This is a genomic window from Scytonema hankhaensis NUACC26, assembly GCF_045865695.1.
GTDB lineage: Bacteria > Cyanobacteriota > Cyanobacteriia > Cyanobacteriales > Nostocaceae > Scytonema.
This window is the reverse complement of record NZ_BAACAP010000088.1, coordinates 1-16,396: the sequence shown is the minus strand read 5'-3', so window position 1 is coordinate 16,396 and position 16,396 is coordinate 1. Positions and strand designations below refer to the sequence as shown.

Sequence of the window (16,396 nt, the reverse complement as noted above, 5' to 3'; positions counted from 1 at the left end):
GGTAAATCACTTAAATAGAGTGCTAAAGGCTCCAATACATATTGGTGACACACCACCAGAACAGTTTCGCCTCGTTTCAAGTGCGGTACAACCTTGTCCTCGTAGAAATGTGCAGCGCGATAGTAAACTTGTGAAATTTTCTCGCCCGCCGGGGGTGCTTCGTTATGGGAATGCAACATTTCCTCGAAACCTTCGTAGCCTAGGGCAAGACGAAGTAGATTGAGGTTACGACCTGCAAAAATACCAAACGATTTCTCGCTAATCCGATGGTCGATTTGAACAGGGATATCGGGCGACTTCAACGCCTGACTTTCAGCAAGTGCGATTTCACAAGTTTGCCGCGCCCGTCTCATGTGAGAGACATAAACTGCGTCAAACTTCACCCCTTTTTTCTTGATATCAACGCCTGCACGCCGTGCTTGCAACCTGCCAAATGCGGTAAGATCGACATCCAGTACTCCTGCAAAAATGTTGCGTTCGTTGCTGGTGCTTTCACCATGTCGAATAAAGTATGCACGTCCTGGATAATCATCCTTTTGTTTAACAGGAACACTGGTAGAGTTATTAGTTTTTATCACAAATGTTAATAGGTTTTAGCTACAGCATGTTAACTTATATACTTACAACCACAACCATAAATTTGTCAATAAGCCGACCCGTAAATTTATCCTAAGTTTAGTAAAAAAACAGTAACTTTTAAAACCCCAGAATTCTATTCTTGCAGGCTTAGCTTTTGCAGATTTGGGATGCTCCCGTCCCTAATCCCCTTTATTGTTTAATTTTTACTTCCCCCACAAGAGGTTTTTGGACTAAATTTTCTAGTCCAACACTTCTCAGTAAATTAGCCCATTCATTATATAGAGCAGTATTTTTTGGTTCGGTAAGGCGGAGTTTTGCTAACTCTGTCAGAGCTGAGTACCAGATATCATTTTGAATATATATTTTAATGCGATCGCTTGGTGTAGTGGCAGCTTTTAATTGCCTTTCCAAATTAGGTGTTAGGGCTGCACGTTGTACCCATCCGCGCACAAACACTGGGTCTGATTGTTGTTGATTGCAATAAAGTTTAAAGTATATTTGATACGTTTTGTTAACTTCTAGTGGAACGATTGATGGTAAACTGATGCTAGTAATACCCGGTCTCTCAGATGGTGCAAAAGAAGCCCGATAAATTTCATTGTTTGCTCGATCTTGCAAGATAAACTCTCCGCTCCGTACATCATTAGGTTGATAAGGTACAAATACCCAAAAAGTAGCATTCGCTTCAACAACTAAGCCTACATTTTTCTCAGGTATTAAGGCTATAAGCGGTACTTCCACAGATGGGCAATTACCACGGCTTCCCGTACCTCCTCGTCTAGAAGGTCTACCTCTACCCGATCCATCTTGTTGATTACCACCAGTCGATGGCTGCTGAGACTTTGCTATCAATGTTAGAGGGTAGCTAGTATAGCCAAACAGTGCCAGAATTATGATAATAATCATGCGCCCTCTGCCATTTAGCTTCTTTAAAATATTTTGATTGGAAAAGTGCATAAATCGATCTATGTAATGCCCATTAGAAGTATAGAGGGATAATAAACAAAGTTAAACTTCCGCTCAAACAGTCAATTACAACAGTTCTATTCCGGTCTCAGATTGATTTCTATCTCTCTATCACTTTCCATTCTCTATGCTCATTGCCCTATTTTCAAGATAGAAAACTCACAAATTTTAAGATTTATTTAAGAGGATGTTTAAAAAGTGGTTAGCTATGATTTTAATCACATTATTACCCCCCTTAATCCCCCCGATGTATTGGGGGGAAACAAGAGAAATCCGTTTCCCTCCCCAATACATTGGGGAGGGTTAGGGGAGGGGTAAAAAAATATTTGATACATCAATCATGACTTTTTAAACATCCTCTAACTTATTTGTGTAAAAGACAGGAAAATTATGAAAAACCGCAAAGATATTATACAACAGTTTTCAACCTTTCTCAGTTTAAAAAATTTTCATAAAAAAAATAATCTTATTTGGCAAGTTGATGTAAACTTAGAACGCCATATAACTTTTTTAGTAGAGTCAGAACCAGATGCTAAAGAAGAATACTGGGCGCATTATTTTCTAAAAATTATTAGAATACCACAAGAAGAGTTACTTGAAGTTTGTTCTCAAACGGAAGAAAAAAGAAATTTTCCTATCTCATCAGAAAAAATATCAAACTCTTTTGTAAAAGCCGAAAAACATTTGTGTGCGTATTTACAGGAAGCTTGTCTTGTAGCTGCTAAAAAAAGTTATCAAAGATTTAAATTTATCCAACACAAATATCCGTTGGAAGAATACTTTCAAATAGCTAACTCAGCTGTTTTCCCTCCAGGTAAAATCCTCAAGAATTTTAATTTAGAGCATCCTCAAAACAATATAGAAGGTTATGCTCAAACAGCTATTAGCCGTTTTATTAGTAATACTATTTATCGGAAAGATTTAGAAGCTAAAAGAGAGAAATTTTCTAATTATGGGTTATTAAAAGATTTGACTAAGAAAGAAATACAGGAAGCTCTCGCTTTAAAAGGAATAGATCGCGATCGCATTAACTTATACTGTCTAGCTTGGCAATGCTTAGATCGAGTTTATCAACCGAACCAAAAGCAAGGAAGTCGTAGTTTAGAAACACCTAGTGCAGAATGTTTTCAAGCGATTGCATCATTATATAACGAACGATGTCATCAATTAGGATTTGTGGAAGCACCAGTTTTGAAGGAGAGAATTCAAGAAATATTAGAAATTTGTATCCAAGCAGCTCGCGATTACCGAACAAAATCTTTTCTCCCTTTAGACAACTGCGATCGCCTAACCGATGACCAGTTGACTGCCTTAGACAATCTCGTTCAAGAAGAAGAATGGCAGCAAATCAACTCACTGGTTTCAAATTTATTTTTAGCTATACCAGAGGCAGGTCAAATAATGTTGATACTCTGGCTAGGATTAAATTTAACTCAAACTGAGATGGCAGAAGTTGTGAAAAATAAATATCCTGAAGTCCAGAAACAATATCAAGTTGCTCGTCAGTTAGCAAAATATAATAAAATTCTGTTAAAAACATTTTTTACTGAATCTCAAAAAATTTATCCTGAAATTTGTTTAAGTGAAGACAAAGATATTGAAATAATTAAAACCTCATTAGATGAGTGCTTACAATCGCATTGTCAGCAATTATGCAGAAAGGTTTTAGCTAAAATTATTAAAGAATGGCAGAACCAAGGAAATCCGATTCATTTACAAACTAATAAAGAAAAAATAGATAAAAATTTTGAACATCGGACTCTAAAAGTAGCACCTAATAGAAATGATATGAGTCAAATTTTGCAAGAAACTTTTATGCATCAACTCGAAATGGATATGGGCTTACCTACAAATTCTTTAGAAATAGCTAGTAAAAAACTAGATGATTTTGTAGATGAGTGGCTAAAAGATAATTTTTTTAAAAACAGGAATTAATACTTATGACAATTAACTTAAATGATTTAACTCTAATCTATCCAGAGCATTTATGTTTGGATATATCAACCGAAGAGCAAGAAGCTGCATGGGAGCAAACTATGCAAGAGTCTTACTCTAACACAGCTGCTCGCTGGAATGCCTATCTAAATCATTTATCTTTAAATACTTTTTTAACGTGGTTAGAAGAAGATCCAGATTTACAAGTTCCACTCAGGTTACACTTTCCAAAAACCGAACTACCAAGTATCTGGGAAGTCGTAAATGGTTCTGTATTAACTCTGGGCGAGACTCGATTGGTATTAATCCCTAGCGACAAAAGCTACTTTCCAGAGTTTTGTATTCCACAAGAATGGGTTGATATTCCCAATTGGTCAACTCATTACTATATAGCAGTGCAGTTAGATCTAGAAGAATGTTGGTTGCGGGTATGGGGTTATACTACACATAAACAAGTCAGGGAACAAGCGACTTACGATCCAACGGATCGAACATATTGTCTTGATATGCAGTATTTAGTTGCAGACTTGAATGTCATGTGGGTGACACAAGAGCTTTGTCCTCTCGGTAAACTAGAAGTTAAATCCTTACCAACTTTGTCAGCAGCACAAGCAGAGCAATTACTCGAACAATTGAGTCAGCAGACTGTTTCTTCGCCCAAATTTAATATCCCCTTCGATATGTGGGGGGCGCTACTCGAAGTTGATGAATTTCGGAAACATCTTTATCAGCGATGGTTGGAAAAGCAAAAAAGCGATCGAGTTGAAGCTATCCACAAAGTTACTAGCAACTTAAGTTTATGGTTTCAAAATATATTTAGTGCGGGTTGGCAAAATTTGGATGATTTGTTGTCCGTACAACAAAAGGCTTTAATGGTTCAATTCAGAAATGATTTTGGTTTGAATGAAAAATGTGTCAAACGAGCCAAGCTAATTGATTTAGGGATACAATTTGGAAGTAGTTCTTTTGTATTACTGATTGGTCTTAAGACTGAGGTTGATGGCAAAATTGGTGTGCGCGTACAGTTGCATCCAGCAAATGAAGAAGTTTACCTAATACCCGATCTGAGACTCATTTTGCTTTCACAGACAGGGACAATTCTTCAGGAGGTGAGTTCCCGGAGTGACGATCATTATATTCAACTTAAAAAATTTAAATCTTCCCCTGGAATTTGTTTTAGTGTACAAGTTGCTCTCAATGATGTCAGTATAAAGGAAGATTTTGTACTGGAAGCAGTTGATGACTCATAGCCATGACTAAATTAGTCGTGTTGAACTTAGGAAAGGGTAACTTGAAGCAGGGATTTGCTACTGTTACAGTTCATCTCTATGACTGTAGCAACTCCATTCCATTACAATTTGTAGGCAGCTTGCCCGCAGCACCAGAACTTATAGAGATCTACAAACGCTGGCAGTTGCTCTACTTGTTATTGCATGAAGCTTTTTTTCCCCGTCAACATTGGCGTAGAAACATGGGAAGTGATGCGGGTATTGAAATTGATACAGAAGATATCACTCATATTTCCTCTGTTGAATTTAGTAAGTTATGTAACAAGTTACGAGATGAAATTAACGTTTGGTTAAAAGCTGAGTCATTTAGCAATATAGAGCGGAAATTACGCACGAAGTTAAATCCTTATGAAGAAATTCGAGTCATTCTGGAAACGGAAGATGTTCAAGTTCATCGGTTACCCTGGCATTTATGGGAATTTTTTGAGGATTATCGAAAGGCAGTATTTGGTTTAAGCGCTCTTGAAGTAGATGAAGTTAAACCATTACGCAAATCTACTACGAACCAAGTTAGAATATTAGCGATTCTTGGTAATAGTGAAGGAATTAATATTCAACAAGACCGGGAAATACTCGAACAACTACTAGGAACGCAGACGGTTTTTCTGATTGAGCCACAGCGCTCTGAGTTAGATCGATGGTTGTGGGATAAGCAAGGCTGGGATATTCTCTTTTTTGCAGGGCATGGTTCGAGTCAATCCAATCGTGAAATAGGTCAAATTTATATTAATCCTACTGAGAGTTTAACGATTTCTCAGTTAAAAAATGCTTTGAAAGCAGCGATCGCTAGAGGTTTACAACTGGCAATTTTTAACTGCTGTGATGGATTAGGATTAGTACGGGAATTGGCATCACTGCATATTCCACAAACGATCGTCATGCGGGAAGCAGTACCAGATCGAGTGGCTCAAGAATTTTTGAAGCACTTTCTAGAAGCTTTTGCTAATGGAGAATCTTGCCATTTGGCGATGCGGGAAGCTACAGAAAAGTTGCAAGGTCTGGAAAGTAGCTTTCCCTGTGCTAGTTGGTTACCAGTGATATGTCAAAATCCGACAGCTATGTCATTAGTGTTGGCGAGCAAAATAGACTCTCAACCGACTCGCTTACACATCAGGAATACTATTGGAGCAATTTTCAAAGTTAGTATAGTCACAACTGCTTTAATATTAGGGATGCGCTCCGTTGGCTTATTCCAATTGTGGGAGCTTACGGCTTTCGACGCACTGATGCGATCGCGACCTGACGAAGGACAAGAGCGACGCATTCTAGTAGTGAATGTTACCGAAGCTGATGTGCGATCGCAAAGCGCCGAAGAAAGACGTGGAACTTCATTATCGGATCGCGCACTAGCTCGTGTTATAGAAAAATTAGATCGGTTCCAACCGCGAGCGATTGGTTTAGATATCTATCGAGAGAATCCCGTGGGAGCGGAATATCAGAACTTATCTAGATTCATGAAAACAAGCGATCGCTTTTTTGGAATATGCAGAGTGAGTGAAGAAAACAAAAAAAATGGTGTTGCGCCACCACCCGAAGTTCCGATGCCAAACTTGGGATTTAGTGACGTTGTACCCGATCCCGACGGCGTTATCCGCCGTCAAATATTAGCTATGGCTCCTATATCCCCCTGCAACGTTGATAAATCTTTGAGTTTTCAATTAGCAAATCGTTACTTGCGTGCTGAGGGTCTTCAATTCAAATTGAACGCACAAACAAACTGGCTCTTAGGCAATGTTGTCTTTAAAAACTTAGAGGAAAACAGTGGCGGTTACCACAGAATCGATAATTTAGGTCACCAAGTGCTGCTAAATTATCGCTCTTCACGTCAAGCTATTGCACAAGTCACTCTTGCAGATGTTTTAAACAATAAACTGACTTCCGATCTAGTAAAAGATCGGATTGTCCTCATTGGTACAAGTGCCGAAAGCTTTCACGATGACTGGTCTACACCCTATACTACAGGTCAGTGGCCATACAAGCAAATGCCAGGAGTAATGCTTCAAGCACACATGGTGAGTCAAATTCTCAGTGCCGTTTTAGATAATCGTCCACTGATATGGATGTTACCAAAATGGGGAGAAGTTATTTGGGTATGGGGTTGGTCGTTGATTGGAGGCATACTTGTTTGGCAATTTGGATCATGGTTAAGATTGGCATTGGCAGCAGTGGTAGCTGTTTGCGTTTTATATGGTGTATCCTTTTGTCTGTTAATCCAAGGAGCTTGGATACCGCTAGTGCCGTCAGTTTTAGTTTTGATAGTTAATGAGGCTAACGTAATGATTTATACACATTTTAGAAGATAAGTACCAAGTTGCCAAATTTACAGGTAATGACTTAATCATTTCCCCCACCTATCCTAACCTCAAACTCATATTCTAAAATCGCTCCACTCCCTCAAACTTCTTAGCTAATTCGCCCATAGCATTTGCGGCTTCACCACAAGTGCGAGGTGTGGGGAAAATCTTACCTGGATTTGCTAAACCTTTGGGATTAAAAGTTTGCCTTACCCATTGCATGGTTTCTAGATCGACTGCAGTAAACATTTCTGGCATATAACATCTTTTTTCTGCACCAATGCCATGTTCTCCAGAAATACTACCACCGACTTGAACGCAAAGTTTCAGAATTTTTCCCCCAACTTCTTCTACTTTTTCTAACTCACCAGGAATGGAGTTATCAAATAAAATGAGTGGGTGAAGATTACCATCTCCAGCATGAAAGACATTAGCAATACGATAACCGTACTTTTGACTTAATGCTTCTATTTCTCCTAACACATAGGGTAACTGAGTACGGGGAATAACTCCATCTTGGACGTAATAATCTGGGCTTAAATGCCCTGCTGCTGCAAATGCTGCTTTCCGTCCTTTCCACAATTTGAGGCGTTGTTCTGGATCGCTGGCAATTGTAATGTTTCGCGCACCATTCTTTTTACAAATCTCTGCAATTCGCTGTTTATTTGCTGCAACTTCTACAGCTAAACCATCAATTTCAACTATCAAAATAGCAGCAGCATCGCGGGGATAACAATTTGTAGCGACAACATCTTCAACAGCGTTAATACTAAGATTATCCATAATTTCCATACCACCTGGAATGATCCCCGCACTGATAATATCGGAAACGCTAGCTCCAGCTGCTTCTATATTTGTGAAATCTGCTAGAAGTACGCAAATCGATTCTGCACTTTTAAGAATTCGCAAAGTAATTTCTGTGGCAATTCCGAGAGTTCCTTCAGAACCAACGAAAATTCCTGTCAAATCGTAACCGGGCATTTCCGGTATTTGTCCTCCCAAATCTACAATTGAACCATCAGGAGTGACAACTTTTAACCCTAAAACGTGGTTGGTGGTGACGCCGTATTTCAAACAATGCACTCCACCTGAATTTTCTGCAACATTCCCACCTATGGAACAAATAATTTGACTTGAGGGATCGGGAGCGTAGTAAAAACCAGCACCACTGACTGCTTGCGTCACCCAATTATTAATGACTCCTGGTTGTACGACAACTCGTTGATTCTGTAGATCGATATTGAGGATTTGTCGCATCAATGAGGTAACAATTAACACGCAATCTTCAACAGGTAGTGCGCCACCAGATAAGCCAGTACCAGAACCTCTAGCGATGAAGGGGATGGAATTGCGATCGCATATCTTCACAATTTCTGCCACTTGTTCTGTGGTTCTGGGCAGCACTACAATAGCAGGACGTTGACGATAGCTAGTGAGTCCATCACATTCATAAGTAATCAATTCTTCACGACGTTGCACCACGCCATTTTTGCCAAGTACTGCTTCAAACTGCTTGATGATGGGTTTCCAGTTGCGTTGTTGTTTGTCTTGGATGAGCATATGGGTTTTAAAGTCTTTACATATATTATTAATTACACCAGTTTTCACCTACGATAGACTTCTCTATCTGTAAGAGCGCAAAGCATTGCACCCCTATGGTTGGTTTTGACTTTGATGACTAGATAATTAATATTATGACTTATACCCCACCAAAACTTCTTACTTTCGAGGAATTCGTCGCTGAATACGGCAATAATCCCCGCTATTTGGTAGAGGAAATGCAGGTAGTGTCAATATTAATGCCAGTCAGAGCGTTTCCTTTGATGGTGGCAATGACTTTGGATCTGTTAGTGGTGTTTTCAATGATGTCAACGAGACTGGCATAGGACGAGGTGGAGACATTTGTATCGTTGCAGGATCGCTTTCTTTAACTAACGGTGCCGAACTAACTTCTAGTACCTACGGGACAAGAGACGCAGGCGATGTGATTATTGATGTTCTCGATACCGTCTCTTTTAAAGGTTTGAGAATTATTAATGACAGAACAATATCTAGTGGTATTTTTACCAACGTACAACAAGATGCCTAGGGCAATGGTGGGAAGGAAGATTCAGATCGCAGCAGGTTCTTTGATTGTCGCTGATAATGCAGAGTTAGATGTTGGAACTTTTGGACAGGGAAACGGAGGTAGCGTAATCGTTAATGTCCGGGATGGCATCTCTTTTGATAACGGCAATATTTTCAGTAATGTAGATGAGGGAGCCACTGGGCAAGGTGGAAATATCCAAATTTCTGCTCGGTCAATTTCATTTACCAATAGTGCTGAAATACAAGTCAGTACCGGAGGACTGGGAAACGCTGGTAATGTAATCATTACTGCTGATGATGCCGTTTTTTTTGATGGAGTGAGTCTATCAGTCTTTGAAAGTGGTATTTTTCCTAGTGGTATTTTTAGCGAGGTGGAAGAAACGGGTCAAGGAAAGGGTGGGGACATCCATATTATTGCTGGTTCTCTCTCTCTCATGGCGCTCAAATAGCAGCTAGTACACTTGGAATTGGAAATGCTGGTAACGTTATTATTGATACTCGTAACATAGTATCTTTGGATGGAGTGAGTCCTGATGGAGGATCGAACAGCACTATTTTCAGTGCTATATCACAGACAGGCAAGGGGCAAGGAGGAGATATCCGCATTGCTACTAAGTCATTTTCTGTAACTAATGGTGCTCGACTGAATGTCAGTACGTCAGGACAGAGTGATGCAGGCAATTTGACTATTAATGCTCGAGATTCCGTCCTCTTAGATGGTGTGGGAAGTAATGGATTTTCTAGTGGCTTGTTTGCTAGTACTATTAATGAAGGACAAGGAGGAAAGGAGGAGCGATCGCAGTAGATACGGATTTACTGCGTGTTGCTAATGGATCTGTTATTAACGCCCGCACCTTTGGTTCTGGGAATGCGAAGAATGTGAGTATTAATGCTAATACTTTTGAAGCAGTCAATGGTGGACAGATTAGTACTGCTACCTTCAGTAGCGGACAAGCAGGTAACATTACCTTAAATGCGAGCGATCGAATACTCATTACTGGTACTGACTCTACCTACACCAACCGCCTCGCACAATTTGGTGAGGAAATTGTTGGAAATCAAGGGGCTGCTAGCGGGTTGTTTGCTAACTCAGCTCCTGGTTCTACGGGTAACGGTGGCAACATTTTTCTTCAACCAAGAGCGATCGCCCTTGGGGAGCAGAAGGCAAAAGAATGGGAGTCTCAAAAGATACATCGAGATGACAGCGTTGCGAAAGGACCACTCACTGATAAGCGACTTGATGCTAGGATTGACGCTGCTAGAAAGGTAGCAAAACAATTCAAGTGTGAGTTAATCAACGAAGCCAACAATCAAGCTTGTGAACTCCAAAAGCAGAAGCCAGAAGATATTAAAATTGCCCGTGATATTGCTGAACAGCATCGTCAACAGGCGCAAACTCTGCAACAACATACTTTGGAAAATTTGAGTGGTGTTGAAGAGCAAGCTCTTTCTCAACTTACAGAAGCACAAGTCAAGCTAACTGAGACGGCTGACCAAAGTCTGCAATCTACGTTACAGTTTTTGCACCAACAGGAAACTGTACAATTACAAGTATTAGAAGGTTATGGTCAACGCCAAATATTGGCAATTGAACGGGATGCTCAAAGGGCGATCGCCGAGCTACAAAATGGAGTTAGTGAAATTGCCACATAAGAATATAGCCTAATGGCAAGAGATGCGATCGCCCAATCTTTCAAATCCCGTGGTCTTCGCTCATTTGCAGGTGGCGACTTTAAATTAAAAAATGACCAACAGAAAAATTGTCACCTCTACGACTAGCAAGTTCCTTTGCTATTTCTTCTTCATCTAATAAAGGTTTACCAGAAGCAACTATCTTTTCACGTATTTGTCGCAAACGTTTCCCCAGTGGGATTTTATCTGCGGAGTGTTTCAAATGAATAAATTCTATAAATTCTAAAACTTGTTGTTGTTTATCTAGTGGAAGTTCTCGCCACTTTTCTAGTAACTCTTGTTCTGCTACACTCATAACGGTTTCACCTGTTTTACTATAATTTAAAATAGTTGTTGTAGAAGCAAAAAAAGCGGATTTAAAGTTGGGACTCGGACAGTGTATTGCTGAGATGGTAGCGACGCAACGTTTTAATGAAGCTTGTGGTCAACCAATTTTTGTTGTTTACGGCTGCGTCACCAGTGGCACACAATGGCGATTTCTCAAGCTAGAGTCACAAGTTGTCACAATAGATTTGAATGATTATCCTCTACCTCCAATCGAGCAAATTTTGGGTTTTTTGGTTTGGATGGTAAAAGAAGGTTGATGCCGCTCGCAGAACTCACTCTACCAAAAAGAATGAATGGGACTTATGGCAATGGAATATTACGCAACTTCACTACAGCACATACTAGCAGAACTCGAACGAATTGACCTGCTCATACAAGTCCAAATTAAGCGATCGCGCCAAATCCAGTCAAGCAACGAAGCATTTCAAGGACTCTATATATCCGAAGAAGAACTAGAGCAATTACTAGCAAAACCCATTGGTGTACCACGCTGGGCAAATGCTACCACTCCTTTGTCCGCAGATGAAGTTCAAAATATCTTTGCACAATTAACTGTTGATATACAAGAGCGAAAAACACAAAGCCTCCAACATGGTATTACTCTACGTTTAGACAAACTAGCCCACGATTTTGCTCTGAGTGCCATTGATATAGATATACTACTCATCTGTCTTGCCCCAGAACTGGATCTACGCTATGAAAGCCTTTACTCTTACCTTCACGGTGATGTCACCAAAAAGCGCCCCAGCGTAGATTTAGTTTTAAACTTACTGTGTCCAACTCTAGAAGCCAAACTTGCCGCACGCCAACGCTTCACCCCAAGTTCCCCTCTCCTAAAATATCACTTACTAAATTTATTAGATGACCCCTCTGGGCAACAACCACCACTACTAAGTAAGTATCTCAAAATAGATGAGCGAATAGCAAATTACCTACTTAACATTGACGAAATTGACACTCGTCTCCAAATTTATACTAATTATTTTGTTCCTCAAATCGCGCTAAACGATTTATTCATGCCAGTTGAGATGAAACAACGCCTAAAGCTGCTCACTCAGAAAAAAGAGGCGCTGACAAGGGGGTTTATTTTCTATTTTCAAGGTACTTACGGTGTCGGTAAGCAGACAACTGCTGAGGCGGTGTGTCATGAATTTAACATGGGGCTGTTGGTAGTTGATGGCGATCGCATACTATCTGGTTTAGAAAATCGCCCACCAAATTCAGAACCCACTGCACTTGAGACAACCATCTGCTTGCTTTGTCGTGAGGCTCGTTTGCAGAAGGCAGCTATCTACTGGAAAGGCTTTGATAATTTACTAGAAGATGATAGAAAGGTGTGGCTAGAATCATTTATGCGGCAGATGGAAGATGTTAATCTACTAATTTTTTTAGTAGGAAATGTCACCTGGGAACCAGCAGATGTACTGCAAAATATTCCCTTCTTACGGGTTGAGTTTCCCCATCCCATAACCGCCGAACGCTTGCAAATGTGGAAGAAATGCCTCAAAGACGACAAATCCTGGGGTTCACAGACAGAACTGAAGGAACTAGCCAGTAAATTCCGCTTCAGTGGTGGTCAAATCGAGGATGCTGCAAAGACTGCTCGCAACCTAGCTCAATGGCGCGATCCCAAAGATAAGCAGTTGACAATGGGAGACATTTATGCTGCTTGCCGCTTACACTCCAATCCCAAACTGAGCAAGCTCGCCACCAAAATCAACCCTCACTACAAATGGAATGATATCATTTTACCTACCGACCTGCTCAAACAACTACGGGAAATTTGTAACTCAGTCAAATACCGCTCACTCATCTACGACGAATGGGGCTTCGATCGCAAGCTAGCGATGGGCAAAGGGCTTAACGTTTTCTTCGCAGGTCTCCCAGGCACTGGCAAAACCATGTCTGCTGATATTCTGGCAGGAGAACTAGGTTTGGAACTCTACAAAATTGACCTCTCTACCGTAGTCAGTAAATATATTGGGGACACTGAGAAAAATCTATCTCGTATTTTCACTGAAGCTAAAACCAGCAACGCCATCCTGTTTTTCGATGAAGCTGATGCCTTGTTTGGGAAACGCAGTGAAGTCCGTGATTCCCACGACCGTTATGCCAACATTGAAACTAGCTATCTGTTACAGCAAATGGAAGAATATGACGGTGTTGTAATTTTAGCGACAAACTTACGCAAGAACATGGATGACGCCTTTATCCGGCGGATGCATTTCAGTCTCGAATTTCCCTTCCCTAGCAAAAAAGAACGCCAACGAATCTGGGAGCAAATATTACCAGATGCTACCCCCAAAAGCCCAGACATAGATCTAAATTTCATGGCAAGTCGTTTTGAAATCGCTGGAGGCAACATTCGCAATATTGCCCTAGCTGCTGCCTTCCTCGCTGCAGATGATGGTGGAGCGATTGCCATGAATCACCTTGTCAGCGCCACCCGACGAGAGTACCAAAAAATGGGTAAGATAGTTTCCGAAGGAGAGTTCACCTAGTACGATTGGTTATAATTTGTCAGCGACTCCACCTCTAAAATTAACCAAAGTGTTAAGAATTTTAACGTAGGGTGTGTTGTCGCGCAGCGCAACGCACCGTCCACATTCAAGGTGCGTTACGGCTTCGCCTAACACACCCTACGGTCAATTAACATTTCTTTATATACATTGAATTTTTCTCGTCTACTTATACAGTATTCAAAGTGGTCGGTATCTTCTCGGAAGACTCTTTGAGTGCGATTGCCCGATCTTGTAGTGCCATCGCCGCAATCGTTGCGACAGCGTAACGCACCATCTAACTCCCCTCTGAATGACTTAATCAGGTTGGATTTGCACGGAACACCACCCTAGAACTTAACGCTTGTGGACAGTTAGCAGCCGACTGCGCTGGTAGAAGCAAGAATTGTTGAAGGATGTCTGATGATGTCTGGTTAATAAAGAGCAGTAGGTAGAAATTATAGAGCGTTAGGTTCTGATGAACCAGAGGGAGTTCTATGGTTCTGGATCGGTCCGCACAGCAAATACGATGAAATCTTAGGGCAAATCTAGTGCGATCGCCTGATGAAGCAATAATCTCTCTCCGAGTATCGCGATCGGATAGATTACCCACTGAGAGCAAATGCTTAGGCACTCCGCCCATTCCTTCCAAAACAGATGTCTTGCGGTTACTTTGGAGGCTGTAGCCAAGCTGATGTAGTAAGCTTACTACAACTACGCAGGGGTAATGGTATCAAAAAAAGAGGCGCTGACAAATGGGTTTATTTTCTATTTCCAAGGTTCTTACGGTGTCGGCAAGCAAACAACTGCTGAAGCGCTGTGTCATGAATTTAACATGGGACTGTTGGTAGTTGATGGCGATCGCATAGCATCTTTTTTTGAAAATCGCCCACTAAATTCAGAACCTAGTGCATTTGAGACAACCATCAGCTTGCTTTGTCGTGAGGCAAGTTTGCAGAAAGCAGCTCTCTACTGGAAAGGGTTTGATAACTTACTAGAAACCGCAGAAGTTTTGTCCCAGCATATTCAATTGGAAGCAGAAATCTCGGATATCTTAGCTGAAATACGCTCACATTCGAGTCTTTAGCGCTCTCGCCGCGCATCTAAGTGCTATCCGCGTTCACGTGTAAGTAGCATTTACCACCATTACTGACGATTTTCGACGAATGTGGAACACTAGAAGATAAATGACAAGCGATCGCCCAAATCGAAGGATAATGATGGTTAGGTCAACTCTCATAACAGCGACCTGAAATCATTACGAGTTATTTGACAATCGCGCAGTATTTGTGTAAGTAAACCACGACCAATTGTTTCACCAGAATGCATGGGAACCACGGTTCGACGCCCATCGCTATGTATAAGAATATGGTGACTTCCACGTATCCTTGCCACTTCAAAACCCACCTTGCCAAGAGCCGCTATCACTTGGCGTCCCGTCACACTTGGGAATTGGCTCATACTTCAACCGAGACTCGTTGGATACCCACAAAGTCCATTAAATCCTGCTGTTCCTCCTCAAATTCCAGACAAAGTTCGATCGCTTCTCGGATACGCTCCATCAACTCATCTAAAGATTTGGCTTGTGTATGACATCCAGGAAGACTGGGGACGGAAGCGACAAGGTAGCCATCAGCATCCCGCTCAACAATCACATTAAATTCTCTCCTCATTATTAACTTCCCTTACTTTTTATATTTCATTTATAATGCATTATTCGTAGTGATATCGACAAGCAAGAAAATCAAACTGAGTGTTTCCCACCCGATACACAAGTCGATGTTCGCGATCCACATCCTAAGTTCTCGAACTAAATGCAATCGCACGAATTGGAGGATAATTCGTAACGTGCAAAATATCAAGCAGTAATCGTATCATTGCTTCGGAGCGTTGCGATCGATACCAACTTGGCATTATCTCGACGGTAGACTTCAACTTGTCTTGTAACGTTAGAGTGTTTGGGAGATCAACCAGGTCCTAAATTCTTGGATGGTAGAACAACAGATGGAACTGTTGGACTAGCACCTGAGACAGGTAGAGTGTTTACTGGCACTAAATGGAGATTTAGAGCAATTGGCGTTAATGGTGGTATAACGTTGGAGTCTTTGGGAGATCGACCTGGTTCTAAATTCTTGGATGGTAGAGTAAGAGATGGATCTGTTGGACTAGCGCCTAATACAGATCCACCGTTTACTGGCACTCAATGGCAAATTGTCAATATATAGTCCAATCAACTGAAACCAAACTGATGCTAGTTACATTAGTTTGAAACGGGAACCAGAAGTTCTCTCACTTGCTCGGTTCTCTCGTATAAAGCGAAGGGTGGTACTCACACCCATCGTTTTGAAGAAGTACCTAAGTGCTAACTACACTTAATCACTTATCTGTTTTCTGTTTATGCATGATACGATACCTAGCGGCAAGAACGCTAGGTATTGTTATTTCATGCTGGCTATTCTTTGTTATTTAATGGATTATAGCAATTCCCACTCTCGTGAGGTACACCGAAGAAATAATTAACCGCAGATGAACGCAGACGGACGCGGATAAATCTGTACCTCAGCAGACTAGAAAACGCTATAGTATGCTCGGTTGGCATAGTCAATCAAACAAAGATCGATTCATAAATACGGTTCCGAACTCTCAAAATTCCTTGTTGCTTGACTACTAGCCCGGATAAAAGCAATTCTCTTTCCTCTGAACTATCAACTGCAATAATCTCTCCTTG

General features: G+C 40.9%; 18 protein-coding genes and 1 pseudogene. 11 read left to right on the top strand and 8 right to left on the bottom strand.

Annotated features, from left to right (window positions below):
- Both ACKTT2_RS03320 and ACKTT2_RS03315 read right to left on the bottom strand, forming a co-directional pair.
- The coding region (locus tag ACKTT2_RS03320; RefSeq protein WP_407883946.1) for a histidine phosphatase family protein at positions 1 to 578 on the bottom strand (578 nt) is incomplete at its 3' end.
- A 190-nt stretch (positions 579 to 768) separates the two neighbouring features.
- Positions 769 to 1,485, bottom strand: a complete 717-nt coding sequence (locus ACKTT2_RS03315; RefSeq protein ID WP_407883944.1) for a DUF928 domain-containing protein — start codon at positions 1,483 to 1,485, stop codon at positions 769 to 771.
- Positions 1,486 to 1,935: 450 nt separating this feature from the next.
- Between ACKTT2_RS03315 and ACKTT2_RS03310 the strand changes: the two genes are divergently transcribed.
- From ACKTT2_RS03310 to ACKTT2_RS03300, 3 genes are read left to right on the top strand one after another with little or no spacing between them, the layout of a single operon-like run.
- Positions 1,936 to 3,480, top strand: coding sequence for a sigma-70 family RNA polymerase sigma factor (locus ACKTT2_RS03310; protein WP_407883942.1), 1,545 nt, complete (start codon positions 1,936 to 1,938; stop codon positions 3,478 to 3,480).
- Positions 3,481 to 3,485: 5 nt separating this feature from the next.
- On the top strand, positions 3,486 to 4,730 hold the full coding sequence (locus tag ACKTT2_RS03305) for a DUF1822 family protein (RefSeq protein ID WP_407883940.1): 1,245 nt from the start codon (positions 3,486 to 3,488) through the stop codon (positions 4,728 to 4,730).
- 2 nt (positions 4,731 to 4,732) lie between these two features.
- Positions 4,733 to 7,072, top strand: a complete 2,340-nt coding sequence (locus tag ACKTT2_RS03300) for a CHASE2 domain-containing protein (protein ID WP_407883938.1) — start codon at positions 4,733 to 4,735, stop codon at positions 7,070 to 7,072.
- 72 nt (positions 7,073 to 7,144) lie between these two features.
- On the opposite strand, the gene glcD is transcribed toward ACKTT2_RS03300, so the two are convergent.
- Complete coding sequence (glcD, locus tag ACKTT2_RS03295; protein WP_407883950.1) at positions 7,145 to 8,623, bottom strand: glycolate oxidase subunit GlcD; 1,479 nt, start codon at positions 8,621 to 8,623, stop codon at positions 7,145 to 7,147.
- A 134-nt stretch (positions 8,624 to 8,757) separates the two neighbouring features.
- Between glcD and ACKTT2_RS03290 the strand changes: the two genes are divergently transcribed.
- The 4 genes from ACKTT2_RS03290 to ACKTT2_RS03275 all read left to right on the top strand — a co-directional run bounded on the left by ACKTT2_RS03290 (position 8,758) and on the right by ACKTT2_RS03275 (position 10,804).
- Complete coding sequence (locus ACKTT2_RS03290) at positions 8,758 to 8,949, top strand: hypothetical protein (RefSeq protein ID WP_407883936.1); 192 nt, start codon at positions 8,758 to 8,760, stop codon at positions 8,947 to 8,949.
- 150 nt (positions 8,950 to 9,099) lie between these two features.
- Positions 9,100 to 9,600, top strand: a complete 501-nt coding sequence (locus ACKTT2_RS03285; RefSeq protein ID WP_407883934.1) for a hypothetical protein — start codon at positions 9,100 to 9,102, stop codon at positions 9,598 to 9,600.
- Positions 9,601 to 9,674: 74 nt separating this feature from the next.
- The gene (locus ACKTT2_RS03280; protein ID WP_407883932.1) at positions 9,675 to 9,956 is read left to right on the top strand and encodes a hypothetical protein; all 282 of its coding nucleotides are present in this window, start codon (positions 9,675 to 9,677) and stop codon (positions 9,954 to 9,956) included.
- Positions 9,957 to 10,030: 74 nt separating this feature from the next.
- Positions 10,031 to 10,804 carry a flotillin family protein gene (locus tag ACKTT2_RS03275; protein ID WP_407883930.1) on the top strand — a complete coding sequence of 258 codons (774 nt, stop codon included), beginning with the start codon at positions 10,031 to 10,033 and terminating at the stop codon, positions 10,802 to 10,804.
- A gap of 79 nt (positions 10,805 to 10,883) precedes the next feature.
- Here the strand turns inward: ACKTT2_RS03275 and ACKTT2_RS03270 are convergent, their stop codons facing one another.
- Positions 10,884 to 11,138, bottom strand: a complete 255-nt coding sequence (locus ACKTT2_RS03270) for a hypothetical protein (protein WP_407883928.1) — start codon at positions 11,136 to 11,138, stop codon at positions 10,884 to 10,886.
- Positions 11,139 to 11,169: 31 nt separating this feature from the next.
- Here ACKTT2_RS03270 and ACKTT2_RS03265 point away from each other — a divergent pair.
- Positions 11,170 to 11,427 (top strand): annotated as a pseudogene (locus ACKTT2_RS03265) (hypothetical protein); the annotation flags it as partial.
- Between the two features lie 45 nt (positions 11,428 to 11,472).
- Positions 11,473 to 13,671, top strand: a complete 2,199-nt coding sequence (locus ACKTT2_RS03260; protein WP_407883926.1) for an AAA family ATPase — start codon at positions 11,473 to 11,475, stop codon at positions 13,669 to 13,671.
- Between the two features lie 319 nt (positions 13,672 to 13,990).
- Here the strand turns inward: ACKTT2_RS03260 and ACKTT2_RS03255 are convergent, their stop codons facing one another.
- Positions 13,991 to 14,302, bottom strand: coding sequence for a hypothetical protein (locus ACKTT2_RS03255; RefSeq protein ID WP_407883924.1), 312 nt, complete (start codon positions 14,300 to 14,302; stop codon positions 13,991 to 13,993).
- 93 nt (positions 14,303 to 14,395) lie between these two features.
- Between ACKTT2_RS03255 and ACKTT2_RS03250 the strand changes: the two genes are divergently transcribed.
- Positions 14,396 to 14,755 (top strand): P-loop NTPase family protein, encoded by a 360-nt coding sequence (locus tag ACKTT2_RS03250; RefSeq protein WP_407883922.1) that lies wholly within the window; start codon positions 14,396 to 14,398, stop codon positions 14,753 to 14,755.
- Between the two features lie 149 nt (positions 14,756 to 14,904).
- Here ACKTT2_RS03250 and ACKTT2_RS03245 read toward each other — a convergent pair whose 3' ends face one another.
- From ACKTT2_RS03245 to ACKTT2_RS03235, 3 genes are read right to left on the bottom strand one after another with little or no spacing between them, the layout of a single operon-like run.
- A complete protein-coding gene (locus ACKTT2_RS03245; protein WP_407883920.1) occupies positions 14,905 to 15,129 on the bottom strand; it encodes a type II toxin-antitoxin system HicA family toxin in 225 nt (74 codons plus the stop codon).
- On the bottom strand, positions 15,126 to 15,341 hold the full coding sequence (locus ACKTT2_RS03240) for a type II toxin-antitoxin system HicB family antitoxin (RefSeq protein ID WP_407883918.1): 216 nt from the start codon (positions 15,339 to 15,341) through the stop codon (positions 15,126 to 15,128). The genes ACKTT2_RS03245 and ACKTT2_RS03240 overlap by 4 nt, the downstream gene beginning before the upstream one ends.
- A gap of 40 nt (positions 15,342 to 15,381) precedes the next feature.
- Positions 15,382 to 15,462: a type II toxin-antitoxin system YoeB family toxin gene (locus ACKTT2_RS03235; protein WP_407883948.1), complete on the bottom strand. Its 81-nt coding sequence runs from the start codon at positions 15,460 to 15,462 to the stop codon at positions 15,382 to 15,384.
- 164 nt (positions 15,463 to 15,626) lie between these two features.
- On the opposite strand from ACKTT2_RS03235, the gene ACKTT2_RS03230 reads away from it, so the two are divergent.
- A complete protein-coding gene (locus tag ACKTT2_RS03230; protein ID WP_407883916.1) occupies positions 15,627 to 15,893 on the top strand; it encodes a hypothetical protein in 267 nt (88 codons plus the stop codon).
- Positions 15,894 to 16,396: the final 503 nt, after the last annotated feature.